Below are 26,586 nucleotides of genomic sequence, written 5' to 3'. Positions count from 1 at the left end.
TGCCCTGGCGTGGACGAGCACGATCGGATCGTTGTCGACGTAGACGACTCGCGCCTCAGGCGCGACCTGTTGGGCCACCTGATGCAGATTCGGCTCGGTCGGGATACCGGTTCCGATATCGAGGAATTGACGAATGCCCGCGTTTGCAAGGAACCGCGTCACCCGGTGTATGAAGGCCCTGTTCTGCTGGGCGGCCACCCGCACTCCTGGCCAGATGGCCACGACCTGTTCAGCGGCGGCCTCGTCCGCGCTGTAATGGTCCTTGCCGCCGAGGTAGTAGTCATACATTCGGGCGGTGTGCGGCTGATTCTGCCGCAGGTCGACCGGAGAGCTGGGTTCCGCGGTCGGAGTCTTTTCATAGTCGAGGCCCATGCTTGCCACGCTAGTCTATTCGGCGCCTTTGATCTGGCCGCCGGTCCGCCCTACCGCCGGATCCGAGATCGCAAGCGTTGGACCGAGTTTCGAGCCCTCCCACAGCCGTTCGCGTCAGCGCCGCCCGGGCGAGAAGTTGGATGTGATCGTCGACAACGTCCGGGCGCCAACGCCGTGAGGCGCTCGAGCGTTTCCTGTGGCGGACGGTCAGCGCAGTGACCACGGTGCGGCGGCTCGCTGTTGAGCCCACCGATGCGGATCGCATTCGAGTGTGCTGCGATCCCAATGGCCGAGTTCGGCTGCGGCCTCATATGTTTCGTGGAGGAATGCGGAGACTACGGCGTTCGGATCGTCCGCGGTGCGGACCGTTTCGTAGGGTAGGACGAATTCTCCCAGGTTGGGGTCGTAGGTCGCGCCGGGCACCTGCAGGCGGCGTTCGCGGTAGCCGTCGGGTTCGGGATAGGAGTAGGCGTAGAACGCGCCTTCCGCTCCACCGCCGGGCCAGAATCCGCAGCTGCTGAGCTCGTGTGAATAGCCCTCGACCATGACCCAATCGGCGCAGTGCGGTGCGCCGCCGCTGTGTTCGGGAGCGGTCCGTCCCGAAAAGCGCGTATAGGCGAGATCCATTGCGCCCCAGTAGAAATGAACCGGACTGGTCTTGCCGGTATAGCCGGAGCGAAACGCGTTGAGCAGGCGGTTGGCATGGACGAGCTGCCGCCAGAACGCCTGCGCGGACATCGGATCGTAGGCGGCGTGCTGGGTGTCCTCAGCGAACGGAATCGACACCTCGACTTCATTGGGGTGCCCTTGAATTCGAGTCTCGAATCCGAGTTCGTCGAGCGCTTGCATGGTTTCGGTGTAGAACTGCGCCACCGATTTCGGCGCGAGTGCCACGGTGCGGGTATCGCCGTTGTCGGCGCGGATGACCAATCGGTGCGCGAGGAAATCGAATTCGATATCGAAGAGGCGGTCGGCGGAGGGGATTGCCGAGGTTGTCAGCCCGCGCGGGCTCACATACAGGGTCACCTGCCACCAGTGATTCAACAATGGGGCGTGGGCGAGCCGGATCTTTCCCACCACCTGCGTCCACATGTGCAGGGTGTCACGCGTATCCGTCCAGTCCGCCACACGCAGCTGCGGCCACGTCGCGGTGGAATTCGCTGCCGATAGCTCCGACATGTCAGATTCCCTTCGTCGCTGGATTCGATTCAGTCGCGGATTCCGCGGAACGGGCCTATTCAGCGTGTGAGGGTTCGTTTTCGTCCAGTCACGAAACGATGTCCAGTCGACCTCGGGTTCGAGCGATGCAGCGCACCGATATCGACGCGATAGCCGCCGCCATCGAGGAATGTCCACATGGCGTGCATATCCGCGGAGGATTTGTCACAGCACCCCAATCCGAGCAGTAGGTCCGAAAGTGCCGACGTAGCTACCGTAGCGCGAACTCGAAGCAATGGGCGTGGCACCGTCCGCTGGACCTCGTCGGCTCATACCCAGAGGTCGCAGGTCGATCCCGCGCAGAAGCAATACCTCGACGTCCACCATGACGCAGACCTCGGCGATGCGTACCACGACGTCCCGAGCCGGGCGGCCACGGCCGACTCATCGGCGCAGTTCGACGCCGATACGAGGCCGGTTTGCGTGCCACATATTCACCACGCGTTCAGCCGGGGCGAGTAATCCGAAGTCATGGTGACCCAGCCCGTCCGGGCGACGCGGTCCAACGTGCGCGAGCGCGATTGGACCATCGATATTGTGCGCGTCTGCTCGATCACGGTGGTGGTTGTCGTGCACTGGATATCGGTCAGGGTCACGGTGGTCGACGGCGTCGTTCGCGGCGACCAGGCGCTGCACGGGCGACCCATCTGGGTACTGACCTGGCCGCTGCAGGTGATGCCGATGTTCTTCCTTGCGGGCGGATTCGCCAACACCCTGATCGTCGACCGATACCGTGCCCGCGGCCGAACCTACGCGGACTACCTCGGATTGCGGGTGCGGCGGCTGACCACGCCGATGATCGCGCTGATCGCCTTCACCGTCGCACTCGATGTCGGCCTGGACGCCTTCTCCGAACCGGCCGCCGTGGCGGCCGCCGATATCGTCGCCAGTCCGCTGTGGTTTCTCGCGGTGTTCCTGATCTCGGCCATGGTCGCGCCGTTTGCCGTTCGCGCACACGATGTTTCGGCGTTGCTGGCGCCGGTCGTGTTGCTGGGCTGCTCATTCGCGGTGGACCTGCTTCGCTTCGGCGGGGTGAACCGGTTCGCCGAATGGAATCTGATATTCGTCTGGCTGTTCTGCCATCAGCTCGGAATCCTTTACGCCCGTGGGACCTTGGGTCCCGTCGGGGACGGCGGATTGCTACTGATAGCGGCGGCGGGTATCGGCGTGCTGATCGTCATGGTGGTGCCGGGACCGTACTTTCCGACGATGCTCGGGCTGGCCGATGCCCCGGTCTCCAATCTCGCACCGCCGATGACGGCGATGTCGATTCTCGCGGTGACGCAGTTCGCGGCGCTGGTACTGGTATCCCGGCGGCTGACCGGCTGGCAGCCGCACGGACGCGCCCGCCGCGTGATCACCACCGGGGCGACGCAGTTGATGAACATCTACCTCTGGCACGTACCGGCGATGGCCATCGTGACAGGAGCGGCGTTGGCAGTTCCGGTGTTGCTGCCCAGCGATGCAGGGACCTGGTGGGCCACACGCCCGCTGTGGATGGTCGCGGCCGCGGTCGTACTGTTCGGATTCGTCCGGATCACCGGCCGGTGGGACGCGTTCTGCGCCCGATACGCGGCCCGCACCGCAACACTTCCGGTCCTTGCAGGCTCAGTGTTAGCTGCGGCGGGCATTTTCGCGCTCTGGCGCTGTAGCCTTTCGCCATATGGGATGGCTGGTCTCGCCGCGCTTACTGTTGTCCTCGCCGCCGCACTGCTCACTACGACCCGGCGAATCACCCCGCCCGCGGGTTGCAGTCTGTCATCCGCGCGGACGAGGTGACGGCGTTCGGATGCGCGAGCCGAAGGTGGTCTCGATGGGTCCAGCCGCCGCGTTCTCTTGGCGGTTCCCGGCCAGCAGGTGCCGGTGCCGAGCATGGCGATCAGGGTCCAACGCCGTGGCGCTACGATCAGCCCAACGTTCTGAGAGGAAGTCATGACCAAGTCGACGGCCTTCGCCGCTGTGCTCTCCGCGGCCGCTGCCGCTCTGCTATTCCTGCCCGCCGCACCGGCGCACGCACAGTCCCCCCACTGCGCCAAGGCCATCGAGCTGATCAACATCGCGATCGACACGAGCGGCGGCACCCTGGACGACGCGACGGCGACAGCGCTGTCCGGCAGGCTGAGCGGCCTGGCCGATCTGGCCCAGGGTGCGGAGAAGGATGTGATCGCCGCGTACGCCAACGCGCTGGTGGATGAGAACGTCGCCAACCTCGACCCCTACACCGACGAGCTCAACCGCGTCTGCGCCTGACCACAACCAGGCCTGAGTTGCTGAGCACGAGCTATGTAGTTTCGAGGCTCGTCGAGATCGCTCGATGAGCGGCTCGACAGCGAGGTATTTGCTCGAATGCTCTGTCCTGGCCAGCGTTTCGCCTGGTCAGGACAGTGGCACCCGAAGGCTCCACGTCGTCTGCGTGCAGGGATGCCGCCCTTCGCCAGATCGCTATGCGCGACGATGATCGACCGGCCGGGCTTCGAGAAAGCAGCGTGGCCTCCGGGCATCGACCGGGTGCCTTCGGCCGCCATGACAGCTTCGCGAGATCACCGACACCGGATGGCTGAGGTGCTTTGCTGAACTTCCAGCTGTATCAGCGCCGAAAGTCCGTATGGCAGAGCCCGATACCGAGCAATCGTTCCCCGGACCCGGATCGGCAAATGCCCGCATGGATCGAAGACTGGACGCCCGAAGTACTGTTGAGTTCGTTGCGGCGGCGAGCGAAGGAGCCTGAAACTGCTTGGTGCAGTTCGGAGTTCGGCGGTTATTGCCAGAGTCGCTGACAAGGCAGGGGCTGCAGGGCTTCTCGCATATCTTGGTCGATCAGGATTGTTGCCAGTTGCATGGCGTGCACTGCCTTGGCGAAAGTGTGGGCCGCTATGGAGTCTGCCCAGTAGTGCAGGGACGGCCAACCCGGAAACTTTACTGTGACATGGCATTGCATTGCGTTACTCGGCTATGTGGTGGACATGTGGTGCGTGGTCCGAGGTCTGTCGTTGCATAGGGATGTTCGCTTGGGCGTAGCATCGCGTCGGACTCGTGGTCCGATTGCGGGCATTCGGTGGGATTTACCCGTGCCAGCCTGCATACCGCGCTGACCGATGGAGATTGGTTTCTCCGGACCTGCTGGTCCGATCGGAGGGAACCTCCGACAGGTGGTAAGTACAGCGGTTCGCCAACTGGGTAGCCAGTAACAAGAAACCCAAAGTCTGACCCGGTTTGTCCGATTGTCTTTGTATGATCCTCCAAAATCATCCCGTGTATCGCGCGATCCCTCCGGGTTGCGATCGTGCGCCGACCAGGGGTTCCTCGACATGGCACCACCGTCGCGATGGCACCCTGCTTATCGGTGAGCGGATAGGTCCGATCTGCTGCGGACCCGCCACGGATCGCCGCATGATGGGTGAGGTGGGTATCGCCCCACGGGTTCTGGCCGAGTTCGTTGTGCTCTCCATGACGTAGACGATGGCGCGACAGTATGTGCAGGCCACGCGGGTAGCGAGGGCTGTGACGCGCCCCGACAGGCAAGGAGATTTCCATGGCTATCGGCGACACAATCAGCGGTTCCACCTTCGTTGTCGATCTGGGAAAGTTTCAGGTGGAAACGGTTCAGCAGATCAGTGGGCTGTCGCTCGAGGAGGACGCGGTCGAAATCAAACAGGTGACTCCTGATGGCGAGGTGATTGTCGGGAACCAGCCGGGCTCGGCGCGTAGTGGGGAGATCACGATCACTCGCGGGTTGGACCAGAGCAAGGTGTTCACCGAGTGGATCTTTACGACTATGACCATGCGGGATGTGGACGATGCTCGCCAAGACATCACGTTGATGGTGCTGGACCCGAACAAGAAGCCGGTCAAACGGGTGCACTTGGCGCGCGCTCGGGCGTCCGACTGGCGGGGGCCGTTTCTGGATGCCGGAGCGACCAGTTCGGCGACTGAAGCGGTGACGATCGTCTACGAGGACATCACGGTCGAGAACGCCTGAATGTCGGTTCGCCCGCGCGCATGAAAATGACCTTGTTGTCCGATTCGCTGGCGGTCGTGCCCGTCGGGGGTGAGAAGCAGAAGCCACTCTTGGCCCGATACGGGCAGTCTGTGCTCGAGGATGTTCTGGTAGTAGCGGCGGCGCTGGTGGGACTAGCGGCTGTGTGGTCGTCGTTCGTCCCGCAACCAGCGGCGACAACACAGGCGACCAGGACGAGGAGCTTTTTGATCTTCACGGTCTATGTTCTTCGCCGAGCGAGCTTCTGTTAACCGACCCGCTTCCGGCGGAAACACCTGCGGGTGGATTCGCTTGGCAGCAGTCGACTTCAGGTTGCCTGCTCACCGAGGGTGTACTGATGGTGCAGACGCTGGACCGCGTCGTCCATGTGCTCGACGAGCAGCGTGCGCGCTCGGCGCACCGGGCCGGAGCCGATCGCATCGCGCAGTTCGACGTGCTCTCGGGCCTGCTCACGCAGGTCCGGATACGTTGTCTGCAACGCCCCCAAGCACATTCGGGTTTCGATCAAAAGAGTGCGGGCGGCGCGGACCAGGCGGGGGCTGCCCGCGCTGTCGACGAGGGCCTCGTGGAAGGCTTGGTCGGCGTCGGAAACGCCTGCGGCGTCGCCGTTTTCGGCGTGGGTGCACATGGCGGTGACGCTGGGCGCTAAAGCCGCATAGGCGATATCTCGGCGGCCGTCGAGGATGAGGGCCAGGGCGCCGCCTTCGATGGCTGTTCGTGCGCGGTAGATGTCGACGACATCGTCGATGGTCAGTTCGATGACGAAGATGCCGCGGTTGCGGATGCTGTACAGCAGGCCCTCGGTGAGCAGGCGCTGCAGCGCCTCGCGGACCGGGCCGCGCGATACGCCGAATCGGGTTGCGAGGTCGGCTTCGCCGAGTTGGGCGCCGGGGGCGAGATTGCCGCGCATGATCGCCTCACGGAGCCGGTCGGCGATCATTTCCGCCGTCGACTGCCGGTTCACCGGCTCGAAATCAACGACCGACATGGATGTGCCTTTCCGAGAAGAGAGAGCCGAGCACCCCGGATGCCATCGTGCTGCCGGTCAGTCGCAGGCCCTCCCAGATGGTGACCTGATTGGCCGTCAGCACGATCTTGCCCAATCGGGCCTCGAGTTCCGGCAATACCCCGAGGGTGTGCATGGCGGTATCCGGGATCAGCAGCGCCTGCGCGTCGGGATGATCGTTGGCGGCCGCGAGCTCGCGCACTTGCTCGGCGGTCAAGGTGCCGACTTCCGCGGCGGTATCGATACCGGCGCTGGAAAAGGCGACCACCTCGATTCCGGCATCGGCCAGGAATTCCACGAACAGCCGCGCGACCTCGTCCGGATAGCTCGCCGCGATCGCGACGCGGCGCACGTCGAGCGCCTGCGCTGCCGCGACAAAGGCGAGGCTGGTGCTCGAGGCAGGCACCCCAGCGGCCGAAGCCAGTTCGCGCACCTGCTCGCGCGCACCCTGCGGTCCGTACACGAAACTCCCTGAGGTGCAGGCCCATACCACTGCGTCGGGCTCGTCGGGCGCGAGCAAGGAAGCGCCGTGGCGCAGCTTGTCCGGACTGCCCAGATCGAGCAGCTCCGGAATGGCGTGCAGATCGGTGCCATAGATGTGGGCCACCGGCAACCGCACGCCGAGCAGCGATGCGGCGAGTGGGTAGTCGTCCTCGGCCGCGTGGTCCGGGTAGATGAATCCGACGGTGGGTGCCTGCATGTTCTTCCAATCAGAAAACGTTGAGTAGCCACTTTCCCGGACCGGTCATCGGCAGCTTCATCCGGCCCAGGCAGGCCCACATGGTGAGCTGATTCGCGGTGAGTACGGGTTTGCCGAGCGCCTGTTCGAGCGGCTCGATGACGTCGTAGGTGGGCAGGTTGGTACAGCTGACGAAGATCGCCTGAGCTTGCGGGTCGTCCGCGCCGACGATGCGTTCGGCGATGGTGCGGTAGTTGACCTTCCAGATGCCGCCACCCAATCCCAGGTGGTCCGAACGGATTACGGTGCAGCCCGCCTCGGCCAAGAAGTCGTGCAGTTTGTGGGTGAGGATTTCGTCGTAGGGGGTGAGCACCGAGACTCTGCTGATGTCCAGATGCTGGATCGCCTCCACGAGCGCACCGGAGGTGGTGACGGCGTCCTGCGCTCCGGCCCGGCAGATGGTGTCGCGCAGCGACCTCTCATAGGCGAGCCCCCGGATGAAACTGCCCGAGGTGCACAGGTAGGCAACGACTTCCGGCTCGACATGCATCACATCGCGCGTCGCCGCCGTCAGATGGACCGGATTGGAGACCAGCTCGGCCATTGCCATCGAAACCGGCACCGGTTCATACGGCGTGCGGGCCAGATGCAGGCTGACGTCGAGCGGCGCCCAGCGCCAGAGCTCGCGTTCGAGTGCGAGGTCGAACGGTGCGATGATCCCGATCCCCCGTTGTGCAACGGGCCCTTCGATATCGGGAAAGCCGAGTTCCAATGCGGCCCCTCTCGCGCTCAGCCGTCAGACCTCCGAGAACGATCGGATTGTTGACAATCATACGATGCGATTTTAGTGTGTCAATGTGGAACAGGGCCCGATTGTCACCGTCCTGCACAGTGACAGTGTGCCCGACGCGGACCTCATGGCCCCGGTGGCCGATCGAGCCGAAGTGCGGTACACGGAAGCGCCCGGACTCGCCGACGCATTGCGCGGCGCCGACGCGTTGTTCGTCTACGACTTCCTGACTCGTGCGATCCCGGGCGCCTGGCACGCGGCCGATCGTTTGCGCTGGCTGCATATGGGTTCGACCGGGGTGGATCCGGTGATGTTCCCCGAACTTCGGGAAAGCGAGGTCGTGGTCACCAATACACGTGGCGTATTCGATACGGCCATCGCGGAATACGTCTTGGGGCAGATCCTCGGTTTCGCCAAGGACCTGTCCGGATCGCTGCGTTTGCAGCAACGACACGAATGGCGGCACCGCGAATCCGAACGCATCTCGGGCGCATCCGTCCTGATAGTCGGAACCGGCTCGATCGGTCGGGCTATCGCGCGGTTATTGCGCGCGGCCGGTATGACTGTGCGGGCGGTGGGACGCCGGGCGCAGGCCACCGACCCGGATTTCGGCACCGTGAGCACCGACCTGCTCGCCGAACTTCCCATTGCCGATTACGTCGTCGCGGTCGCGCCGTTGACGCCGCAGACCCGGGAAATGTTCGATGCCAAGGCATTCGCCGCGATGAAACCACATGCGAGGTTTGTCAATGTCGGCCGTGGGGAACTCGTTGTGACCGACGACCTTCTCGCCGCACTCAGCACCGGATCGATAGCCGGGGCGGCACTCGATGTGGTGGATCCGGAACCGCTACCGGCGCGGCATCCGCTGTGGGATCTGCCGAATGTGCTTATTACTCCGCACAATTCGGGTGATTTCAGCGGCTGGCGAACCGAGGTCGTCACGGCGTTCATCCGCAATTTCGATAATTGGATCGCCGGCCGGACTTTGGACAACGTGGTCGATAAAGAGCTGGGGTACGTGCCCGGCTGAAGGAGCCCTGCCGTGAGCGAACGAAGTGAGCGAACCATGTGCCAGCGCGCCTTGCGCATGCCGGAGCCGAGCGTCAGCGAGGCGCAGGCATGAGCTACCCGGACAGCAATACGCAACCGGCCGCGATGACCGCTGTCGAATTGGTCTCGGCCTACGCGGCCGGAACCCTGTCCCCGGTCGAAGCGACCGAGGCGATTCTGGAAGCCATCGCGGCGCGCGACGGTGAGGTGAATGCCTACTGTCTGGTCGATCCGGATCGCGCATTGGTGCAGGCGAAAGATTCTGAGGCGCGCTGGAATTCGGGTTATGCCCGCGGGCTGCTCGACGGTGTGCCGATTTCGATCAAAGACATTTTCCTGACCGAGGGCTGGCCGACTCGGCGCGGCAGCACCTCGGTCGATCCGAGTGGTCCCTGGCAGGTGGACAGCCCGGTCGCGGCCCGGCTGCGCGAGGACGGCATGGTGTTCCTCGGGAAGACGACAACACCCGAAATCGCTTGGAAGGGTGTCACCGACAGCCCGCTGACCGGCATCACCCGCAACCCAGTCGACCCCACGACAACCTCGGGCGGCTCCTCCGGCGGCAGCGCGGCCGCGGTGGCGGCGGGAATGGGTCCGGTGTCGGTCGGCACGGACGGCGGTGGGAGCATTCGCATTCCGGCCGCGTTCTGCGGCATCGTCGGTTTCAAGCCGACGCATGGCCGGATCCCGCTGTATCCGGCGAGCCCGTTCGGTCCGCTGGCCCACGCCGGGCCGATGACCAGGACGGTCGAGGATGCCGCACTGCTCATGGACATTCTGGCGCTGCCCGACCCGCGCGATCCGACCGCGCTGCCGCCCACGGTGACGACCTTCCGCGGCCAGATGTCGCGCGAGGTGCGCGGACTCACCGTCGCCTACTCGCCGACGCTCGGTTATGCGCACGTCGACCCGGAGGTCGCCGCGATCGTGGATGCGGCGGTGCGGCGGCTGGCCGATGCCGAGCTACGGGTCATCGCGACAGATCCGGGTTTCGAAGACCCGCGCGACGCATTCGAGGTGCTGTGGGCCGCCGGTGCGGCGACCATGTTGGCGAAATTCCCGGACGGGGCGCGCGAAAAGGTGGATCAGGGGCTGCGCGCGGTTTGGGAACGCGGCGAAACCGTCAGTGCCGTAGACTATCTCGACGCTCGCGCGGTTGCCGCCCAACTGGGCATCACCATGGGTGCCTTCCATGACACCTACGACCTGCTGATCACCCCGACGATGCCGATCACCGCATTCGAGGCGGGGCACGATGTCCCGCCCGGCAGCGGGCTCGACGGCTGGCCGCAGTGGACGCCGTTCACCTACCCGTTCAATATGACCCAGCAACCCGCGATCAGCATCCCCGCGGGCAAGACCGCCGCGGGTCTGCCGGTCGGACTGCAGATCATCGGGCCGCGCCACTCCGATGACCTGGTCCTCGCGGTCGCCCGCTACGCCGAATACGTGCTGGGCTGATCAGGGTTGGTCACCGAAGAGCCTGCAGTCGATCATCCAGGAGTCCCTGGAAACGCGGGCACGTCATGATGTCGTCGTAGGGGCATTCGCCCTCGAGCATGTCGAGTGCGGCCTGCGCCCTGGCGATCCGGGCCAGCAGCCTCTCGCGGTGGCGGACCGTCACCTCGTGGCGGGCTGGTGCGGATCGCGCGGCCAGCATCGTCCTGATGTCGGCGAGTCCGAAGCCCGCCTCCTTCGAAATCAGGATCGCCGCCACCCGGTGCAGGTCCGCATCGGTGTAGCGGCGGCGGCCACCGACGCGGGCCGGTGACAGCAGTCCTTCGGCCTCCCAATGTCGCAGCACGTGTGTCGGCAACCCGAACCGAGCCGCCACCTCGCCGATTGACTTCATGTCGACATTAAGTCGCACAATTGCGGCCATGTCCACGTTGCTCACCATGCTCGATGCCTTCGATGACCTGCCGCAGGTCCGTAACCTGCGAGAACACACCTACGAAGCGTTGGGCGACACCATTGTCGACGTCGGTTGCGGGAGTGGGCGCGCCGTCGGCGAGTTGGCTGCCCGTGGGGTGCGGGCCATCGGCATCGACCTGGACCCCGCCATGATCGAGGTCGCCATCGAGCGCTGGCCCATAGGCCGGTTCCATGTCGGCGATGCCACCGCGCTGCCTCTCGATGACGGCGCGGTCACCGGCTACCGCGCCGACAAGGTCCTGCACACCCTCGCCGAGCCCGAGCTAGCCGTCGCCGAGGCTCGCCGGGTCCTGGCCAGAAACGGCCGCGCGGTGCTCATCGGCCAAGACTGGGACACGTTCGTGATCGACTCCGACGATCCCGAACTCACCCGCACGCTCGTCCACGCTCGCGCGGACGGTATGGCAAACCCGCGGGTCGCCCGCCGTTACCGAAACCTCTTGCTGGACAACGGGTTCATCGACGTTACCGTCGAGGTCCACACGATCGTGTGGACCGACGCCGGGTGCCTGCCGGTGCTCGCCAGCATCGCCGGAGAAGGCAGCTGGCTCGACGGCCAAGCCGCCAGGGCACGCAACGATCGGCTGTTCGTCGCCGTCCCGATCTTTCTCGCCTCCGGGACTCGCGCCGACTGAGCCGATCACGAATTCTCAGACGCGGGCGAATGCCAAGGTCTCGCCTTGGACGCCGTGCAGCCAGAGCGCGTTGCACGCCGTGGCGATATCGGCGAGGCCTTCCTCGATGGTGGCGAAGACATTTCCGGGCACCCAGCCCAGATCGCCATTGATCAGTAAGTTGTTGCGGCCGTAGAACAAAGCGAGGTCGGTGGCGCCCTGCTCGTGGTGCGCCGCCGTACCGGGCTCGTAGCCGTAGGCCGGGTTGCCGATCTCCCACGCTTCGAAATCGAACAGGCACACGTCGCCGGGAATCGGAGTGACGGTCGGGTTCTCCCGATGCGGTGCCGCAACAATCCGGGGCAGCAGGGTGTACACCTCGTTGCGGGCGTATTTGGCGTGGAAGGCGTCGCCTTCTTGCGGCAGCGCATCCCACACCGCCGCGCAGGTCCGCGGTGCCTCCGCGTCGAGCAGTCGGGCTCGGCAGGTCACGGCCGCCTTGGTCAGAGTGATCGAGATGTAGCGGGCCATCGGTTCTGCCTCCTGGTCACGCGGGGAGTTCGGCGAGCACGGTGGACCAGATCGCGAGCGCATCGTCGATCTGGGTATCGGTCACGATCAGCGGCGGGATCATCCGCACCACGTTCATATACGCACCGCAGGTGAGCAGCAGTAGCCCCTTCTCGACCGCGAGCCGCTGGGCCGCGACGGCGGTCGCGGTATCGGGTTCGCCTGTGGCGGTGGTGAATTCGGTTCCACAGAGCAGTCCGAGGCCGCGCACATCGCCGATCGCCTTGGTGGCGCCCTCGCGCAGTCCGGTCAGCAGTTGTGCGCCGCGCGCGGCGGCGTTGTCCACCAACCCCTCCGATTCGATCACCTCGAGTGTGGCGATCGCCGCCGCACAGGCCACCGCATTGCCGCCGTAGGTGCCGCCCTGCGAGCCCGGCCAGGCCTTGGCCATCAGCTCGCGCGGCGCCGCGATTCCGGACAGCGGGAACCCACTGGCCAGGCCCTTCGCGATGGTGATGATATCGGGCCGGACGCCGAAGTGCTGATGTCCGAAGAACTTTCCGGTCCGGCCGAAGCCGGTCTGGATCTCGTCGAAGATGAGCAGAATGCCGTGCCGGTCCGCACGTTCGCGCAGCCCGCGGAAGAACGTGGCATTGCCGGGGATGTAGCCGCCCTCGCCGAGCATCGGTTCGACCACGAATGCGGCGGTTTCGGCGGGGGAGGTGACGGTGGCGAAGAGGTAATCGAGTTCGCGCAGTGCGAAGTCGGTGGCCTCGGCCTCGGTCCAGCCGTAGCGGTAGGCGGTGGGGAACGGAGCCACGTGCACACCGGACATCAGCGGGCTGAATCCGGCGGAGAAGCGGGTGCCCGAGGTCGTCATGGTCGCCGCCGCGACGGTGCGACCGTGGAATCCGCCTTGGAAGACAACGATATTCGGCCGTGCGGTGGCCTGCCGGGCCAGGCGCAGCGCGGCCTCGACCGCCTCACTGCCGGAGTTGGCGAAGAACAGCGTGTCCAGACCCTCGGGCAGGACGGTGCCGAGTCGCTCGATGAGTTCGAGCAGCGGCCGGTGCATGACGGTGGTGTATTGGCCGTGGATCAGGCTGGCGACCTGGGCCTGGGCCGCAGCGACCACATGCGGATGGCAGTGGCCGGTGCTGGTTACGCCGATGCCCGCGGTGAAGTCGAGATAGCGGCGGCCGTCGGTGCCGTAGAGGTAGCAGCCCGATCCGTGGTCGACGGTTACCGGGGTGGCCTGCTTGAGAACGGGGGATAACTCGGTCATGATCCGCCTCCCGGGCGCGTATCCGCTGATTGTCTATTGTCGGATTGTTGACAATATGCATAACATGGGCACGGGGTTCACAGCAATGGCCGAAGGCCGCGTCGGGAATGAAAAGGAGCCCACATGCTCACCGAAACCGCCCTGACCGCAGCCGAACGCGCGGCGATCGACACGGTTCCGACCGGACTGTTCATCGACGGTGGGTGGCGCGGGACAGCCGCTACGCTCCCGGTCGCCGATCCGGCAACCGGCCAGTTGCTCTGTGCGGTGGCCGATGCCGATGCGACCGATGGACTGGACGCGTTGGCAGCGGCCGATCGGGCACAGGCGGGGTGGGCGCGAACGACGCCGAGGCAGCGCAGCGACATTCTCATGGACGCGCACCGGGCACTGCTCGCCGATACCGAACGACTCGCGCTGATCATGACGCTGGAGATGGGTAAGCCACTGGCCGAGGCCCGCGGTGAAATTGCTTATGCGGCAGAGTTCTTCCGATGGTTCGCTGAGGAGGCCGTCCGCCTGGACGGTGGGTATATGCCTGCACCGGCGGGTGGTTCGCGCTTCCTGGTGACCAGACAGCCGGTCGGTCCGAGCCTGCTCATCACACCGTGGAACTTCCCGATGGCCATGGGGACCCGCAAGATCGGTCCGGCACTGGCCGCGGGATGCACCTGCATCGTGAAACCCGCTGAGCAGACACCACTTTCGATGCTGGCGCTGGCCGACATCCTTGATCGAGTCGGGGTCCCGGCGGGGGTCGTCAATGTGATCACCACATCCGATCCGGCGGCGGTGATGACGCCGCTGATTCTGGACAGCCGTTCGCGCAAGCTGTCGTTCACCGGTTCGACCGCCGTCGGGAAGTTGCTGCTCGAACAGTGCGCGCGGACCGTGATGCGCACCTCGATGGAGCTCGGCGGGAATGCGCCGTTCATCGTATTCGACGATGCGGACCTGGATGAGGCCGTCGAGGGCGCGCTCGCGGCGAAGATGCGCAATATCGGGCAGGCGTGTACTGCCGCGAACCGAATCTTCGTGCAGCGCGGTGTCGTCGACGAATTCGCGACTCGGCTCGCGGACCGGCTGACGGCGCTGCCGATGGGGCGCGGCACCGAGCCAGGAGTCGTGGTCGGCCCGCTGATCGACGCCGATGCGGTGGCCAAGGTGACCGGTCTGGTCGCCGATGCGGTCCGCCGCGGGGCCACCGTGCGCACCGGCGGCGCTGCCGTGGCGGGACTCGGAAACTTCTATCCCGCAACGGTATTGACCGATGTGCCGGATGACGCCGAGATGTGCCACACCGAGATTTTCGGACCGGTCGCGGCGATCGCCGCCTTCGATACCGAAGACGAGGTCGTCGCGCGCGCGAATAACACGCCGTACGGATTGGTGAGCTATGTTTTCACCGAAAATCTGCGGCGCGGACTGCGGGTGTGTGAGGCGCTGGAATCCGGCATGGTCGGCTTGAACCAGGGAGTAGTGTCCAACCCCGCCGCACCGTTCGGCGGCGTGAAAGAATCCGGGCTCGGCCGTGAAGGCGGACTCACCGGCATAGACGAATTCCTGGAGACCAAATACATCGGAGTGCGATTGTGACGACCTATCGGATAGCTACCATTCCCGGCGACGGCATCGGTGTCGACGTCACGGCCGAGGCGGTAACGGTACTGAACGCGGTGCTGCCCGGTATCGAATGGACCGAATTCGACTGGTCCTGTGAGAATTACCTGCGCACCGGAGCGATGATGCCCGCGGACGCGCCCGGTCAACTGGCCGGATTCGACGCGATCCTGCTCGGCGCGGTCGGCTTTCCCGGTGTACCCGATCATATTTCGCTGTGGGGTTTGCTGATTCCGCTGCGTCGCGCCTTCGCCCAGTACGTGAATCTGCGTCCGGTCCGCCTGTTGCCCGGCACCGAATCGGCCTTGCGCGACCGTACCGCCGAAGACCTGGACCTCCTGATCGTGCGGGAGAATTCCGAGGGCGAATACTCCGCGATCGGCGGCATGCACCATCCGGGCCGCACCGACGAATTCGTCCGGCAGGAGTCGATCTTCACGCGGGTCGGCTGTGAACGGATCATCCGCTACGCCTTCGAACGGGCCCTCGAACGCGACGGCCGCCTGTGCTCGGCCACCAAATCGAATGGGCTGCTGCACTCGATGCCGTACTGGGACAGCATCTTCGAGCGCATTTCCTCGGAATATCCGCAGGTGGAGACCCGACAGTTGCATGTCGACGCGCTGGCCGCCGAAATCGTGCTGCATCCGGATCGGCTCGATGTGATCGTCGGATCGAATCTCTTCGGCGATATCCTGTCCGACTTGGCCGCCGCGGTAACGGGTGGCCTCGGCCTCGCCCCATCGGGCAACATAAATCCCGAGCGCACGGCGCCGTCGATGTTCGAGGCGGTACACGGTAGCGCGCCCGATATCGCTGGCCAGGGCATTGCGAATCCGGTGGCGCAGATTCTGGCCGGAGCAATGCTGTTGGAGCACTTGGGCGAACATGCCGCCGCCGCGGCGGTCGATCGCGCGGTCTGTGATGTGCTGCGCGAAGGTCGGATTCGCACACCGGATCTGGGCGGCACCGCGACGACCGGTGAGCTCGGCAGTGCCATTGCGCACCGTGCGGCCGAATTGGTCGCGACAGGTTCGGTATTCGCGCAACGCTAGGTCCGTATCGTCATGTGACCGCAAAGAATTCGGCAGGCCGATCGCAAAGTTCATTCGAGATCATGGGGCGACTCGCGTGTCTGCGGAAGGACTGGGTCATGAAGTTCGAATTCGGGGGTGCGCGCAGGCGATTGCGGCGCGCCATGGCTGCCGCGGTGGCCGCGGCCAGCCTCGTGGTGGTAGCGGGCTGCGGATTGGGCGGCGACGATGCGGCGGCGGTGACCTACGAGGATGCGAAATCCTCGGGCAAGATCAAGGTCGGCTTCGCCAACGAGGCGCCATGGGCATTCCTCGGTGCGGACGGCCAGCTGACCGGATATGCGCCGACCGTCGCTCGTGCGGTATTGAAACGACTCGGCATCAACGAAATCGAAGGCGTCGTCACCGATTTCGACGGACTGATCGACGGCGTGCGGGCCAAGAACTACGCATTCGTCGCGGCGGGCATGTTCATCAATCCGAAGCGGTGTGCGAGTTCGGCATTCGCCACTCCCGACTACCAGGTCGGTTCGTCATTTCTGGTGCCGGAAGGCAACCCACGCAATATCAACAAGTTCGAGGACATCACCCGGGAGAACGTCCGGATAGCCACGCTGGGTGGCGCGGTCGAGAACGGCTACGCGCAATCCTCGGGCGTGCCATCCCAACTCATCGAGCCGATGGCCAAACAGGACGACATCCTGCGCGCCGTGCGTAACAAGGACGTCTACGGCGCGGCGATGCTGGACGTCACGGCCGCATGGCTGGTGAAGAACAATCCGGACGCGAACCTGGCGGTCGGCCCGTCGTTCCGCTTCGGCAATAAGCCGGATGTCGGCACCTTCAATTTCCGCATCGGCGATGACAAGTTCCGCGAGGACTTCAACCGCGAGTTGCGCGCACTGCATGAAAGCGGTGAATGGTTGAAGCTGGTGGAGCCGTTCGGCCTGACCAAGGCGAACGAGGCGGATCCGGCGGCCACGGCCGAGCAGTACTGCACGGCTTGACCTCGTGTCATCGCATTTCTCGACCTACCTCGAGCGGGTACTCCAGGGTCTTCCTTTCACGCTGTGGGCGGCGGTCGGCGGCATCGCGCTGACCGTCGTGCTGTCCTTCGTCGCCGGGATCGCCATGCTGTCGCCGTATCTGCCGGTGCGGTCCGTCACCCGCATCTATGTGGAGGGGTTCCGCGGCAGCTCGGAGGTGGTGCAGCTGTTCTTCTTCGCGGTGGCGATACCGATCTTCTTCGGAGTATCGCTCGGTGCGACGGCGAAGGGTCTGCTGGTCATCGGCATTATCGTGCTCGGTCTCAACCACGGCGCCTACGGTGCCGAAATAGTCAGGGGTGCGATCGGATCCGTGCCGCAGGCACAGGTCGAGGCCGCGATCGCGCTGAATCTGTCACCGGCGCAACGCATGTGGCGGGTGATTTTGCCGCAGGCCGTGGTGGAGATGCTGCCGTCGTTCAACAACCTGTTCATCCAGCTCGTGAAAGCAACCGCGCTGCTGAGCTTTATCGCGGTGCCCGAGGTTTTCAAGAAGGCCGATGAACTGCGTGCGGTACCTGCGTTCTCTCGCGAACTCGGTCTCATCTACGGGATTCAACTGGTCGTGTACCTGCTGATCGCGGTGGTGATCACGGTGATCATGCGGGTGCTGGAGCTGTTGGCGGCCCGGCGGGTCGGGCGGCGGCCGAAGCGATCGAGCGTTCGACTCTCGGCACATGTGGGGGTCTGATGGAGAAATGGCGGTGGGACCGCTTCTTCGATGCCTTTCCATTCATTTGGGACGGGCTGCTCGTTACGATCCAGTACACCCTGCTCGGGTCACTGGTCGCGTATGTGCTCGGTCTGATCTTCGCGGTGATTCGGCGGCTGCGGATTCCGGTGGTCGATCAGCTGCTGTGGGCATTCATCGAATTCATCCGCAGCACACCGCTTTTGGTGCAGATCTTTTTCCTGTACTGGGTGGTGCGTCCGGATCTGCTCGGCGGGCTGTCCATCGACACCCAACGGCTGGTGGTCGGCGTGACCGCACTAGGCGTGCACTATGCCTGTTACACCTCGGAGGTGTTCCGCGCGGGCATCGACGCGGTGCCCGCTGCGCAATGGGAGGCGGCTACGGCGCTGAATCTGCCGCGCACGCGCACCTGGGTCGATGTGATTCTGCCGCAGGCGGTGCCGCGGGTGCTGCCCGCGCTGGGCAATTACACCATCGCGATGTTCAAAGAGGTGCCGCTGCTGTCCTCGATCGTCATCCTCGACATGGTCTATCAGGTCAAAACCGAGTACGCGGCCGATACCGGCGGCGCGGGACCCGAGGCCTGGTTCGCGGCCGGTCTGACCTTCCTCGCGCTGAGCTATCCGTGCTCGATCCTGGTACGAAAGTTGGAACGACGTGTCTGAACCGATGATCCGGTTCACCGGTGTGGAAAAGCGCTACGGCGCTACGGTGTGCCTGGACGAACTCGATTTCGCCATTGCGCCAGGCGAATTCGTCACTTTGATCGGCCCGTCGGGCTCCGGCAAGACCACCATTCTGCGTCTGCTCATGGGGCTCGAGCGGATAGACGCGGGCACCATCGAGGTCGGCGGAGAATTGCTCAGCCACCAGCGGCGCGGCGACAAATTGGTGCCCGCCGGTCCGGCACACCTACGCCGGATGCGCCGCAAGATCGGGATGGTCTTCCAGCAGTTCAATCTGTTCCCGAATATGACCGTGCTGCGCAATGTCACCGAGGGCCCGGTCCGCGGTCTCGGCCAGTCCAAGGACGCCGCCGAGGAGCGGGCACGAAAGTTGCTCGAACTGGTCGGGCTCACCGACAAGATCGACGCCCGTCCCGCGCACCTGTCCGGCGGCCAGCAGCAGCGAGTCGCCATCGCCAGGGCGCTTGCCATGGAGCCCGAGGTGCTGCTGCTCGACGAGGTGACCTCGGCGCTCGACCCGGAGTTGGTGACCGGAGTTCTGCATTTGCTGGCGGATATCGCGGCCGATACCGAGATCACCTTCCTTTGCGTCACCCACGAAATGCAGTTCGCCCGCAAGGTTTCCGATCGCGTAATGATGTTCGACGCGGGGCGCGTGCTCGAGGACGGTGATCCGGAACGGATTTTCACCGATCCCCGGCAGGATCGGACTCGCGAATTCTTACAGGCGGTGTTGGATGAAAACTGACCGCCGATCTTCCACAATCTGAAGCATGACCAAGCCGTGTCTAGTCCTGCAGTTGCGGCCGGAGCGACCCGCCGCGGATGACGAATACCGCGCCGTCCTGCGCATGGCCGACCTCGCCGAGGGGGACACGGTGCGGGTGCAGATGGATCAGGAATTCCCGGATATCGATCTCGACCATTACTCGGCGGTCATCGTCGGTGGCGGGCCGAGCAATGTCAGCAGTCCGGATGCCACGAAATACGGGTACCAGCGGACATTCGAACCCAAGCTGAAGAAGCTGATGACCGAGATCGTCGGCCGGGATTTCCCTTATCTGGGCGCCTGCTACGGATTGGGCATCCTCGCGGACGTGCTCGGCGGCGAGGTGAGCGTCCAGAAATACAGTGAACCGGTCGGTGCGCAGACCATCGATCTGACCGAGCACGGCCGCACGGACCCGCTGCTAGCAGGCATTCCGCAGACATTCCGAGCGTTCGTCGGACACAAGGAAGCCTGTCAGGAGGTGCCACCCGGTGCGGTGCTGCTGGCCGGATCGGCCGCTTGCCCGGTGCAGATGATTCGCGTCGGGCAGCACGTGTACGCGACTCAATTCCATCCCGAATTGGACAGCGACGGATTGGCTTTGCGTATCGAAGTTTACCGGCACGCAGGCTATTTCGAACCGCACGAGGCCGAGGACCTGATCGAGCTCGGTCATCGGGAATCGATCACGGTGCCCAGTGTGATTCTGAGCCGATTCGTCGCGCGGTACTGCCGCGGGTAGGTCCGATTACCGATCGTCGTCGAGGCGATGGCGATTTCGGTGTTCGGTGCGCGAGCTGGTACGCAGCGCCCAGCTGGGTGAGTCGAGGTCGGGGCGCGCGTCGGTGATCACGGGCCAGGATCCGGTCGTCGTGGCTGACGGTTCGCGTGGTGCGCGCCGGACGGGCATCACTTCGCGGGTGCTGCGGTCATCGATTTCGGCGAGTCCGACGACGACCATCAGGATCATGATGACCAGCGTGACGGTCACGATCAGTGGCGACACCAGCTGGAGTGGATCGATGCCGCCGCTGTCGACCTGGTGGTCGGCATGGCTGGCGTGCATGGACGTCATTCCGACGTAGTGCATTCCGCACACCGCGACACCCATGATCAGCGCGGCGCCGATGGTGGCGAACAGACCGCGGACATGCAGCATGAACCACAGTGCCGCGGTGGCCGCGACCACCGCGATCACGATCGACACCACCACCGTGTCGCGGTCGTATTCGACGTGTGCGTTGGTCTTCATCGCGTACATGCCCAGGTAGTGCATGGCGGCCACGCCGAGCCCGGTGACCGCGCCGCCGATGGGCAGTGCCACGAACTCGTTTCGACCGCGTACCACGATCGAAAGCCCGACCCACACGACCACGATCGCGATGACGGCACTGAGCAATGTCATTGGAATGTCGTAGCGAATGGTGGCGCCGTGGATGGAGAAGCCGAGCATAGCGGTGAAATGCATGACCCAAATGCCCGCACCGCCGAGGGAGACGGCGGCGGTGGCCAGCCACCCGGCCGGCCAATCGGAGGACCGAGCGTGTGTCACACAACGGAGCGCGAGGCCGGATCCGATAAAGGAGACGAGGTAGGCCATGACCGGGGTCAACCAGCCATGGCTGAAATGATCGAGTTCTAGCATGTGTACTCCGCGTTCACCAGTTGTGCCGTGGCGGCCGAATGCCGGTCGGTCGGGGCGACCCGCTATCGGTCGGCGGCAACCAGCTGTCCGTCGAGCACAGCGGCAGTAAACCATTGAACATCGGGTGGAACCTCACGATCTGCGGAAATTTACAGTGATATTTCCGCCAGGCGCTGACAATAGCCAGACCGGACGCTCATGGCCAGCGCGGGTCCCGGATTCACAGCTAACGCATAGTTTCCCGATGGACGTCCAGCGAGCAATCGGCCAGCGTGCCGTTTCGGCTGGGTTGGCGCAAACTGCCTGCTATGACGCACGAAAGCCCCCGCGCAGCGGGGGCTTCGTCGATGTCGGAGAGCAGGCCCTAGATTTTCGTCACCGGCTCGAGGTCGACCACTCCTTTTCCGCTCGCGATGTCGAGCGGCACCGAAACCTGGTCGTGTGCGATCAACCACCTGTCGTCGATCTTCCGGAAACCGTACGTGACTCTGACCCACATGCCGCTCGTCGTCGCCCCGTTTCGCAATGTGCCGCTGAGACGAGCGAAGGCGTGCCCGAACGCCACCTTGTCGCCCATCGTGAGTGTCAGGTCGCGCACCTCGTAGCTCACGCTTTCGAAGACCGCGAACACCCTCGTCCAATTCTCGAGTTTCGCCACTGTGCCGACATGCTGGAGCGGCGGCTCGACATCGAATGACACGACGTCGGTTGTGTACGCCTGCTCGAGGGTCTCGAGATCCTTGGCTCGCAGTGCTGCGACTATCTTGTCGATTTGCTGGCGAACCTTGGCCTCGTCCACCTCGCGTTGCGTTTCGATTCGGTCAGCGAGTGAGTGAAAGTCGTTCGGTGTCGTCATGATCGGCTCCTTCAACGGTGTGCGGGGTATCGGTGCCGGGCTGCCGCAGCGGCGCGAGCGCATTGCTCCATGCGACAAGCTGATCCAGCAGCGTGTTCAGGGTTGTGACGTGCCGGTCGCCGGGCGTGAAGGTGGTGAAGTTCTCGAAATCGTGGTGCAGCGAGATCGTGACCTGGGGGCCCACACCAGCCATGCCCAGCGTGCTGCAGATCAGCCGCAGCTGGTCCACCGCGTGGACGCCGCCACCCGCGCCGTAGGAGACGAATCCGACTGCCTTACCGGCCCACTCCCGGAACAGGTGGTCGATGGCGTTCTTCAGTACACCAGGGAGGCCGTGGTTGTACTCGGGAGTCACGATCACGAACCCGTCGAAGGGGGCGATCCGCTCGGCCCACGCGCGGGTGTGTTCGTGGACCGACGGGCCGAACATCGGTGGCACCGGTTCGTCGAGATGCGGTAGCGGGTGGTCGCGCAGGTCGATCAGTTCGAACTCGGCATCGCCGCGGCGCGATGCCGAGTCGAGAACCCACTGGGCCACCTGCGGACCATTGCGGTTGGGCCGGGTACTGCCGAGAATGATGGCGATTCTGATCATGTCCGCAACTCCTGCTCTGCTGAAACTGTCATGACCTTCCGACGATGCAGGCGGTCGGAATGTCAGGCCGTCTCACAGTTCGGGCCGCTATTTCGTCGGATTCGGTGAGGGACGCACCGACCGAAGGAGCCGAACACCATGACCGATCCGCACCTGCGCTCGGTGATCAGTGAACGCCGTCAGCTGATCAATCTCGCCTATCGGCTGCTCGGCTCGCTCGCCGAGGCCGAGGATGTGGTGCAGGAAACCTATGTGCGCTGGTACGCGCTATCCGAGCGGCAGCGCAATGAGGTGGCGGCGCCCGGCGCTTGGTTGACGACGGTCGCCGGACGGATCTGCCTCGATCTGCTCGGCTCGGCGCGAGTCAGGCGGGAACGGTATGTGGGCGAATGGATTCCGGAGCCGATTCCCGGCCACTCCGAATGGTTCGGTGGTCCGGCCCCCGCCGATCCGGCCGACCGGGTCACCCTCGACGAGTCGATCAGTATGGCCTTCCTCGTCGTGCTCGATTCCATGACACCGGCCGAGCGGGTGGCGTTCGTCCTGCACGACGTCTTCCGTTACTCCTTCGCCGAGGTCGCCGACGTTGTCGGGCGCACTCCCGCGGCCTGCCGCCAGCTCGCCTCCTCTGCCCGCCGCCGTATCGACACATCGCGGGGCCCGTCGAGCGCCCAGCGCTCCGAGGTGGTCAGGGACTTCAAACGGGCCTGGGAGGCAAGTGATATCGAGGCCCTGATCGGTTTGCTCGATCCGACCGCGACCGCGATCGCCGACAGCGGCGGCCTGGCCCCGGCCTTCCGCCAGCCGATCATCGGCGGTGAGCAGATCGCGCACGCCTGGATCGAAATCGCCGCCCGAGGCCCCGAGGTAACGCTGCTCGAGCGCACGGTGAACGGCCAGCCTGGCCTGGTGGCGCAGCTCGCCGACACGATCGTGTCGGTTTACGCCTTCGACATCGCCGACGGCCGGATCACTCGCATCTGGGCGATCCGGAATCCGGAGAAACTGCGGCCCTGGACAGTCGGCTGAACTTGGTGTCGCAACCGGCTGGCCGACCGAGCGAAGCCGGGCCGCGATCTCATGCGCTACGAAGCCGCCGAGGGCCAGCCGAGCCGGGCTACTGATTCCCGAGTTCCCGAAGCGCCTGCTCGGATGCCGAACCGGGCTCGGCGGCGAACAGGTCCAGGCCGCAGCACGACGGTGCGTCGGGGAGTGCGACGAGTTCGCCGTGCAGGGTCAGCTCGCCGACGAGCGGATGGTGCAGCGCGTACGTCCGGTTGCGAACCTGTGCGACCGGGTGCTCGGCCCACATTCGTGCGAAGTCCGGACTCAGCTCTTGCATGTTCTCGATGTGTGCGGTGAGTTCGGCGTGGCCAATCTACAGCGCCAAATGTCCGCCGCATGAAAACCTCAGCACGAATACTCGATTCGATTGCTTTGGTCCCTTGTGCACCGCTGCCGCAGGTTCCGCCGTGCGTCAGCTACGACGAAGCCCGGCAGCCTTCACGATCTGCCGGGCTCCCATTCTGCTATCGGGTTCTACAGACCCCGACGCACCTTCACGGTAATTGTTCTGTCTATCGCGTCCAGTACGGTGATGAAAGCTTCCTGGTCGCCGTCGTGGGCAGTGCGCTCACGAAATAGAGTGTCTGCCAATGCTTTTCGAATCTCAGCGATCGTCTGTCGGGGGTCTGCCGAACTTGCGTAGATCATTGCGGGCGTTGAGTCTTCGATGACTGCACCGCTCGCTTTGCAGTGCGCGATCAGTTCGTCGCGCACTTGTTGATTGCTGGCATACATCCCGGCCATCCCCGAACCTCATGCATTCTCTTCGATGCCGACCAATTGCCCTGCGCTGCTGCGCAGAGCCCGAACATCTGGGTGGTCGATCGCCGCCGCCGCGTGAATAGCGCGAACGTCGGACGCCAACCGCGCCGAGCCGATGCGTCGTGCTTCCTCAACGACCTCGAGACCGAGCGCCGCACCTTCCCCTGGTTCCCCGTTCAGAAGTGTCAGTACGGCCTCACGTGCCAGGCAGAACGCTCGCGACCGTGCCCACGACTCCGAGTAGCTCTCAATGGCAACCCTGAGCCGGTGCCGCGTCTCTGTCACTTCGACGCCGTGAACTGCGATGTCGTACAACGCGTGCCCGGTGTCCCCGTTCAGTTGGGCGAATGTGTAGAACTGCGCGAAGTTCCCATAGTCCGGCACGTCGTCATCCGCCGAATCGTGAAAGTGCTCGTCCGCATCACGAACAGCCCGAACGCACTCGCGAGCGTTGCCGAGCGACCCGAATGCTCGAGCTTGCACCGCGGACAGGTTTGCCCGCCGCAAGTTGCTTATCCTGTCCTCGCGCACCTTGGCCGCGCCCAGCAGCGTCAAGGCTTCGTCAGGCTGACCGAGGTAGATTGCCTGCCGCGCCATATCACTCAAGATGTCCGCGCGTAACGACCAGGCCCCCGCCTCATCCGCGCAATGCAAACCCACGCGCAGGTATCGGTCAGCCGCTCGATAATGCCCGGCGTCGAAGTGCGCCCAGCCGACCGCATCCGCCAGCGCCCCCACCGCCCCGTACAGATCGCGGCTTACCTGGTTGTCGTTGGCTGCCTCCAGGAGAGCTGCACCACGACGCACTTGCGCCGCCATTACCTCCCAGGCCCAAGGGTGCCCAAGGTGATCGGACTCGCGAACGGCGTGCATGACCTGTTCGATCTCGGCGACATGCTCAGGCCCGATGCTGTTCGGGATAGCGGTATGGACGATCGCATCGTCCAGTGTCGCGGTTAGGCCCCCCGCTAGTAGCGAACTTCCCCCCACCGCGGCAAGCCCGCGTAGGAAGTCAATACGGCGCACGTCATCTCCATCACTAGCCCGGCGATTGCGCCGGAAAAATCCCAGATCCTCAATCGGCACCCCGAACGCCTGAGCAAGCGCCTGCCGGTATGGCTTCTGAGGCCACGTCACGCTGCCCCGTTGAAGTCGGCGGATCGCTTCATCGTCGTAGCGGCCTTCCCGCCCGGTGATTTCGGCGTACGCGGCGTTGACCCGCTCGGCTGTCTCGGCCTGGGTCCAGTCACGTTCTTGAATGTGTTGCGTCAACCGCACATTGGGTTCCCGATACACAGTCGACCCTCTCTTGTGGTCCTAACCGAGAATAACCACCCAGCACCCCGCATTGTCACCCGCTGACGGCACTTTGCGGGGGGCTTTGCGGGGGTGTTTGCCCTGCTAGAACGGCTAGAGCGGTGTGACGCTCATTGCTGCGCAACCATTTCACAGCAAGCAGGGGAGCTTGATTATGCCGTCGCCGTCGTTGTCCGACTTTCAGCCTGGCCCCTGTTCCCGTCCCGGGTACGTACATGAGCGCCGTTATGGCCGGGCGCACCTAACCAATCGAGCTACTGAGAGGGCGCGATGGTGAAGAACCCAGAACTACCGCACCGGACGCCACTCGTCGGCCCTCCCGCCGCCGTCGCGGTCGATCTCCCTGCCGAGGTTGTTGAGCGCTACCTAAACGCCCTACATGAGTGGCAACCCGAACAAGCTCACGAACAACCCGATCAGGGGGTCTGAATTCCAATGGGCCACTTAGCTTTTAGCGACACACCGTTGTCGCGCTGTCACTTCTACAGGCGGGTGTGCGATCTGCCCGCGACCGTCGACCCGCCCCACCTCGGCCGCATCATCATGAAAGCCGAGCACGTATGGGCACTCATCCTCCCTGCCCATCTCGGGCAAGCCGTGAAAACCTATATGCAACACCATGGTTCGGATATCGGGCCGATACTGTCGCATCCACGCTCGAACCGGTGGACGCTGCTTGTGCGCCCGGACATCCCCAACGACGTACGCCTGTTCGCCGAGATGTTCCGGCTGAACGTGTCGGTAGTGCGAACCGGTGGCACCGTCGCGTTGCCGTCACCGGTCGACAACGGCGCGCAGTTCAGACGTTGGATCGAACCGCCGCGCTGCACGTTCCGGCCCTCCGGGCTTGTGGTGGTCGATGCGATCCGGGCGTGCTCGGGCCTGTATCGCCCAGTGAAGCGCTGGACTGCTCATGTCTGAATGTGAGTGCGGGCCCTGGATCACGTTGTCGATGTGCGGTATCGGGACATTCGACCCCGACACCAGCGAAGTGCGGTCGGTCAGGTGCCCGGATCGGCTGTGCTCGGGCTTGGTCCC

At 64.5% G+C, this 26,586-nt stretch carries 29 protein-coding genes; 15 read left to right on the top strand and 14 right to left on the bottom strand.

Annotation, left to right across the window (positions count from 1 at the left end; genetic code table 11):
* Window positions 1-372: SAM-dependent methyltransferase (locus NP3_RS12180; protein ID WP_174566202.1), on the bottom strand; the 372-nt coding region annotated here is incomplete at its 3' end.
* Between the two features lie 207 nt (window positions 373-579).
* On the bottom strand, window positions 580-1,551 hold the full coding sequence (locus NP3_RS12175; protein ID WP_063040714.1) for a DUF5996 family protein: 972 nt from the start codon (window positions 1,549-1,551) through the stop codon (window positions 580-582).
* A gap of 510 nt (window positions 1,552-2,061) precedes the next feature.
* Between NP3_RS12175 and NP3_RS12165 the strand changes: the two genes are divergently transcribed.
* From NP3_RS12165 to NP3_RS12150, 3 genes are all read left to right on the top strand, one after another.
* Complete coding sequence (locus tag NP3_RS12165; RefSeq protein WP_063040710.1) at window positions 2,062-3,369, top strand: acyltransferase family protein; 1,308 nt, start codon at window positions 2,062-2,064, stop codon at window positions 3,367-3,369.
* Window positions 3,370-3,522: 153 nt separating this feature from the next.
* A complete protein-coding gene (locus NP3_RS12160; RefSeq protein WP_063040708.1) occupies window positions 3,523-3,840 on the top strand; it encodes a hypothetical protein in 318 nt (105 codons plus the stop codon).
* Between the two features lie 1,282 nt (window positions 3,841-5,122).
* On the top strand, window positions 5,123-5,569 hold the full coding sequence (locus tag NP3_RS12150) for a phage tail protein (protein WP_063040704.1): 447 nt from the start codon (window positions 5,123-5,125) through the stop codon (window positions 5,567-5,569).
* Between the two features lie 325 nt (window positions 5,570-5,894).
* On the opposite strand, the gene NP3_RS12140 is transcribed toward NP3_RS12150, so the two are convergent.
* Genes NP3_RS12140 through NP3_RS12130 form a run of 3 tightly spaced genes read right to left on the bottom strand, consistent with a single transcriptional unit; the run spans window position 5,895 to window position 8,044 of the window.
* Window positions 5,895-6,575, bottom strand: coding sequence for a GntR family transcriptional regulator (locus tag NP3_RS12140; RefSeq protein ID WP_063040700.1), 681 nt, complete (start codon window positions 6,573-6,575; stop codon window positions 5,895-5,897).
* The gene (locus tag NP3_RS12135; protein ID WP_063040698.1) at window positions 6,562-7,293 is read right to left on the bottom strand and encodes a maleate cis-trans isomerase family protein; all 732 of its coding nucleotides are present in this window, start codon (window positions 7,291-7,293) and stop codon (window positions 6,562-6,564) included. Before NP3_RS12135 ends, NP3_RS12140 begins: the two co-directional genes overlap by 14 nt.
* 10 nt (window positions 7,294-7,303) lie before the next feature.
* On the bottom strand, window positions 7,304-8,044 hold the full coding sequence (locus tag NP3_RS12130) for a maleate cis-trans isomerase family protein (protein WP_063040696.1): 741 nt from the start codon (window positions 8,042-8,044) through the stop codon (window positions 7,304-7,306).
* Window positions 8,045-8,129: 85 nt separating this feature from the next.
* On the opposite strand from NP3_RS12130, the gene NP3_RS12125 reads away from it, so the two are divergent.
* The gene (locus NP3_RS12125; protein ID WP_063040694.1) at window positions 8,130-9,095 is read left to right on the top strand and encodes a D-2-hydroxyacid dehydrogenase; all 966 of its coding nucleotides are present in this window, start codon (window positions 8,130-8,132) and stop codon (window positions 9,093-9,095) included.
* Between the two features lie 89 nt (window positions 9,096-9,184).
* Window positions 9,185-10,576, top strand: coding sequence for an amidase (locus NP3_RS12120; RefSeq protein WP_084508484.1), 1,392 nt, complete (start codon window positions 9,185-9,187; stop codon window positions 10,574-10,576).
* Window positions 10,577-10,586: 10 nt separating this feature from the next.
* On the opposite strand, the gene NP3_RS12115 is transcribed toward NP3_RS12120, so the two are convergent.
* Window positions 10,587-10,967: a helix-turn-helix domain-containing protein gene (locus NP3_RS12115; protein WP_063040740.1), complete on the bottom strand. Its 381-nt coding sequence runs from the start codon at window positions 10,965-10,967 to the stop codon at window positions 10,587-10,589.
* A 28-nt stretch (window positions 10,968-10,995) separates the two neighbouring features.
* On the opposite strand from NP3_RS12115, the gene NP3_RS12110 reads away from it, so the two are divergent.
* Window positions 10,996-11,685, top strand: coding sequence for a methyltransferase domain-containing protein (locus NP3_RS12110; protein WP_063040693.1), 690 nt, complete (start codon window positions 10,996-10,998; stop codon window positions 11,683-11,685).
* A gap of 15 nt (window positions 11,686-11,700) precedes the next feature.
* Here the strand turns inward: NP3_RS12110 and NP3_RS12105 are convergent, their stop codons facing one another.
* Together NP3_RS12105 and NP3_RS12100 are read right to left on the bottom strand one after the other, a co-directional pair.
* Window positions 11,701-12,195: a DUF3830 family protein gene (locus NP3_RS12105; RefSeq protein ID WP_063040692.1), complete on the bottom strand. Its 495-nt coding sequence runs from the start codon at window positions 12,193-12,195 to the stop codon at window positions 11,701-11,703.
* Between the two features lie 16 nt (window positions 12,196-12,211).
* Window positions 12,212-13,459, bottom strand: coding sequence for an aspartate aminotransferase family protein (locus NP3_RS12100; RefSeq protein ID WP_063040691.1), 1,248 nt, complete (start codon window positions 13,457-13,459; stop codon window positions 12,212-12,214).
* Window positions 13,460-13,582: 123 nt separating this feature from the next.
* On the opposite strand from NP3_RS12100, the gene NP3_RS12095 reads away from it, so the two are divergent.
* The 7 genes from NP3_RS12095 to NP3_RS12065 all read left to right on the top strand — a co-directional run bounded on the left by NP3_RS12095 (window position 13,583) and on the right by NP3_RS12065 (window position 20,050).
* Window positions 13,583-15,055 carry an NAD-dependent succinate-semialdehyde dehydrogenase gene (locus tag NP3_RS12095; RefSeq protein WP_063040690.1) on the top strand — a complete coding sequence of 491 codons (1,473 nt, stop codon included), beginning with the start codon at window positions 13,583-13,585 and terminating at the stop codon, window positions 15,053-15,055.
* Window positions 15,049-16,134, top strand: coding sequence for a tartrate dehydrogenase (locus tag NP3_RS12090; protein ID WP_157124270.1), 1,086 nt, complete (start codon window positions 15,049-15,051; stop codon window positions 16,132-16,134). Before NP3_RS12095 ends, NP3_RS12090 begins: the two co-directional genes overlap by 7 nt.
* Window positions 16,135-16,232: 98 nt before the next feature.
* Window positions 16,233-17,120 carry an ectoine/hydroxyectoine ABC transporter substrate-binding protein EhuB gene (ehuB, locus tag NP3_RS12085; RefSeq protein WP_169814487.1) on the top strand — a complete coding sequence of 296 codons (888 nt, stop codon included), beginning with the start codon at window positions 16,233-16,235 and terminating at the stop codon, window positions 17,118-17,120.
* A gap of 4 nt (window positions 17,121-17,124) precedes the next feature.
* Entirely contained in the window at window positions 17,125-17,850 is a 726-nt protein-coding gene (locus NP3_RS12080; protein ID WP_063040684.1) for an amino acid ABC transporter permease, read from the top strand.
* Window positions 17,850-18,518 (top strand): ectoine/hydroxyectoine ABC transporter permease subunit EhuD, encoded by a 669-nt coding sequence (ehuD, locus tag NP3_RS12075; RefSeq protein ID WP_063040682.1) that lies wholly within the window; start codon window positions 17,850-17,852, stop codon window positions 18,516-18,518. Before NP3_RS12080 ends, ehuD begins: the two co-directional genes overlap by 1 nt.
* Before the next feature lie 4 nt (window positions 18,519-18,522).
* Window positions 18,523-19,287 carry an ectoine/hydroxyectoine ABC transporter ATP-binding protein EhuA gene (ehuA, locus tag NP3_RS12070; protein WP_063040680.1) on the top strand — a complete coding sequence of 255 codons (765 nt, stop codon included), beginning with the start codon at window positions 18,523-18,525 and terminating at the stop codon, window positions 19,285-19,287.
* A 25-nt stretch (window positions 19,288-19,312) separates the two neighbouring features.
* Complete coding sequence (locus tag NP3_RS12065; RefSeq protein ID WP_063040678.1) at window positions 19,313-20,050, top strand: glutamine amidotransferase; 738 nt, start codon at window positions 19,313-19,315, stop codon at window positions 20,048-20,050.
* 6 nt (window positions 20,051-20,056) lie between these two features.
* Here the strand turns inward: NP3_RS12065 and NP3_RS12060 are convergent, their stop codons facing one another.
* The 3 genes from NP3_RS12060 to NP3_RS12050 all read right to left on the bottom strand — a co-directional run bounded on the left by NP3_RS12060 (window position 20,057) and on the right by NP3_RS12050 (window position 22,404).
* On the bottom strand, window positions 20,057-20,953 hold the full coding sequence (locus NP3_RS12060) for an MHYT domain-containing protein (protein ID WP_063824745.1): 897 nt from the start codon (window positions 20,951-20,953) through the stop codon (window positions 20,057-20,059).
* Window positions 20,954-21,317: 364 nt separating this feature from the next.
* A complete protein-coding gene (locus NP3_RS12055; protein ID WP_063040676.1) occupies window positions 21,318-21,809 on the bottom strand; it encodes a YybH family protein in 492 nt (163 codons plus the stop codon).
* A complete protein-coding gene (locus NP3_RS12050; RefSeq protein ID WP_084508480.1) occupies window positions 21,775-22,404 on the bottom strand; it encodes an NADPH-dependent FMN reductase in 630 nt (209 codons plus the stop codon). Before NP3_RS12050 ends, NP3_RS12055 begins: the two co-directional genes overlap by 35 nt.
* A 138-nt stretch (window positions 22,405-22,542) precedes the next feature.
* Here NP3_RS12050 and sigJ point away from each other — a divergent pair, with 138 nt between their 5' ends.
* On the top strand, window positions 22,543-23,433 hold the full coding sequence (gene sigJ, locus NP3_RS12045; protein ID WP_063040674.1) for an RNA polymerase sigma factor SigJ: 891 nt from the start codon (window positions 22,543-22,545) through the stop codon (window positions 23,431-23,433).
* A gap of 88 nt (window positions 23,434-23,521) precedes the next feature.
* Here sigJ and NP3_RS12040 read toward each other — a convergent pair whose 3' ends face one another.
* The 3 genes from NP3_RS12040 to NP3_RS12030 form a co-directional block, all read right to left on the bottom strand.
* Window positions 23,522-23,782 carry an MmyB family transcriptional regulator gene (locus tag NP3_RS12040; protein ID WP_281197395.1) on the bottom strand — a complete coding sequence of 87 codons (261 nt, stop codon included), beginning with the start codon at window positions 23,780-23,782 and terminating at the stop codon, window positions 23,522-23,524.
* A gap of 161 nt (window positions 23,783-23,943) precedes the next feature.
* The gene (locus NP3_RS12035; protein ID WP_063040670.1) at window positions 23,944-24,213 is read right to left on the bottom strand and encodes a hypothetical protein; all 270 of its coding nucleotides are present in this window, start codon (window positions 24,211-24,213) and stop codon (window positions 23,944-23,946) included.
* A gap of 9 nt (window positions 24,214-24,222) precedes the next feature.
* The gene (locus NP3_RS12030) at window positions 24,223-25,509 is read right to left on the bottom strand and encodes an NsdA family TPR-like regulatory protein (protein WP_063040668.1); all 1,287 of its coding nucleotides are present in this window, start codon (window positions 25,507-25,509) and stop codon (window positions 24,223-24,225) included.
* A 531-nt stretch (window positions 25,510-26,040) separates the two neighbouring features.
* On the opposite strand from NP3_RS12030, the gene NP3_RS12025 reads away from it, so the two are divergent.
* Window positions 26,041-26,469 (top strand): DNA-directed RNA polymerase subunit beta, encoded by a 429-nt coding sequence (locus tag NP3_RS12025; protein WP_245720903.1) that lies wholly within the window; start codon window positions 26,041-26,043, stop codon window positions 26,467-26,469.
* The last annotated feature ends 117 nt before the right edge of the window (window positions 26,470-26,586 follow it).

It is taken from the genome of Nocardia pseudovaccinii NBRC 100343, assembly GCF_001613225.1.
Taxonomy (GTDB): domain Bacteria; phylum Actinomycetota; class Actinomycetes; order Mycobacteriales; family Mycobacteriaceae; genus Nocardia; species Nocardia pseudovaccinii.
This window is presented reverse-complemented; position numbering and strand designations above follow the sequence as displayed.

Excerpts from the sequence above, each read along its gene's own strand:
- NP3_RS12175 (WP_063040714.1), bottom strand. The coding sequence starts at position 1,551 with ATGTCGGAGCTATCGGCAGCGAATTCCACCGCGACGTGGCCGCAGCTG.
- NP3_RS12165 (WP_063040710.1), top strand. The coding sequence starts at position 2,062 with ATGGTGACCCAGCCCGTCCGGGCGACGCGGTCCAACGTGCGCGAGCGC.
- NP3_RS12160 (WP_063040708.1), top strand. The coding sequence starts at position 3,523 with ATGACCAAGTCGACGGCCTTCGCCGCTGTGCTCTCCGCGGCCGCTGCC.
- NP3_RS12150 (WP_063040704.1), top strand. The coding sequence starts at position 5,123 with ATGGCTATCGGCGACACAATCAGCGGTTCCACCTTCGTTGTCGATCTG.
- NP3_RS12140 (WP_063040700.1), bottom strand. The coding sequence starts at position 6,575 with ATGTCGGTCGTTGATTTCGAGCCGGTGAACCGGCAGTCGACGGCGGAA.
- NP3_RS12135 (WP_063040698.1), bottom strand. The coding sequence starts at position 7,293 with ATGCAGGCACCCACCGTCGGATTCATCTACCCGGACCACGCGGCCGAG.
- NP3_RS12120 (WP_084508484.1), top strand. The coding sequence starts at position 9,185 with ATGAGCTACCCGGACAGCAATACGCAACCGGCCGCGATGACCGCTGTC.
- NP3_RS12115 (WP_063040740.1), bottom strand. The coding sequence starts at position 10,967 with ATGAAGTCAATCGGCGAGGTGGCGGCTCGGTTCGGGTTGCCGACACAC.
- NP3_RS12110 (WP_063040693.1), top strand. The coding sequence starts at position 10,996 with ATGTCCACGTTGCTCACCATGCTCGATGCCTTCGATGACCTGCCGCAG.
- NP3_RS12105 (WP_063040692.1), bottom strand. The coding sequence starts at position 12,195 with ATGGCCCGCTACATCTCGATCACTCTGACCAAGGCGGCCGTGACCTGC.
- NP3_RS12100 (WP_063040691.1), bottom strand. The coding sequence starts at position 13,459 with ATGACCGAGTTATCCCCCGTTCTCAAGCAGGCCACCCCGGTAACCGTC.
- NP3_RS12095 (WP_063040690.1), top strand. The coding sequence starts at position 13,583 with ATGCTCACCGAAACCGCCCTGACCGCAGCCGAACGCGCGGCGATCGAC.
- ehuB (WP_169814487.1), top strand. The coding sequence starts at position 16,233 with ATGAAGTTCGAATTCGGGGGTGCGCGCAGGCGATTGCGGCGCGCCATG.
- ehuD (WP_063040682.1), top strand. The coding sequence starts at position 17,850 with ATGGAGAAATGGCGGTGGGACCGCTTCTTCGATGCCTTTCCATTCATT.
- ehuA (WP_063040680.1), top strand. The coding sequence starts at position 18,523 with ATGATCCGGTTCACCGGTGTGGAAAAGCGCTACGGCGCTACGGTGTGC.
- NP3_RS12065 (WP_063040678.1), top strand. The coding sequence starts at position 19,313 with ATGACCAAGCCGTGTCTAGTCCTGCAGTTGCGGCCGGAGCGACCCGCC.
- NP3_RS12060 (WP_063824745.1), bottom strand. The coding sequence starts at position 20,953 with ATGCTAGAACTCGATCATTTCAGCCATGGCTGGTTGACCCCGGTCATG.
- NP3_RS12055 (WP_063040676.1), bottom strand. The coding sequence starts at position 21,809 with ATGACGACACCGAACGACTTTCACTCACTCGCTGACCGAATCGAAACG.
- NP3_RS12050 (WP_084508480.1), bottom strand. The coding sequence starts at position 22,404 with ATGATCAGAATCGCCATCATTCTCGGCAGTACCCGGCCCAACCGCAAT.
- sigJ (WP_063040674.1), top strand. The coding sequence starts at position 22,543 with ATGACCGATCCGCACCTGCGCTCGGTGATCAGTGAACGCCGTCAGCTG.
- NP3_RS12035 (WP_063040670.1), bottom strand. The coding sequence starts at position 24,213 with ATGGCCGGGATGTATGCCAGCAATCAACAAGTGCGCGACGAACTGATC.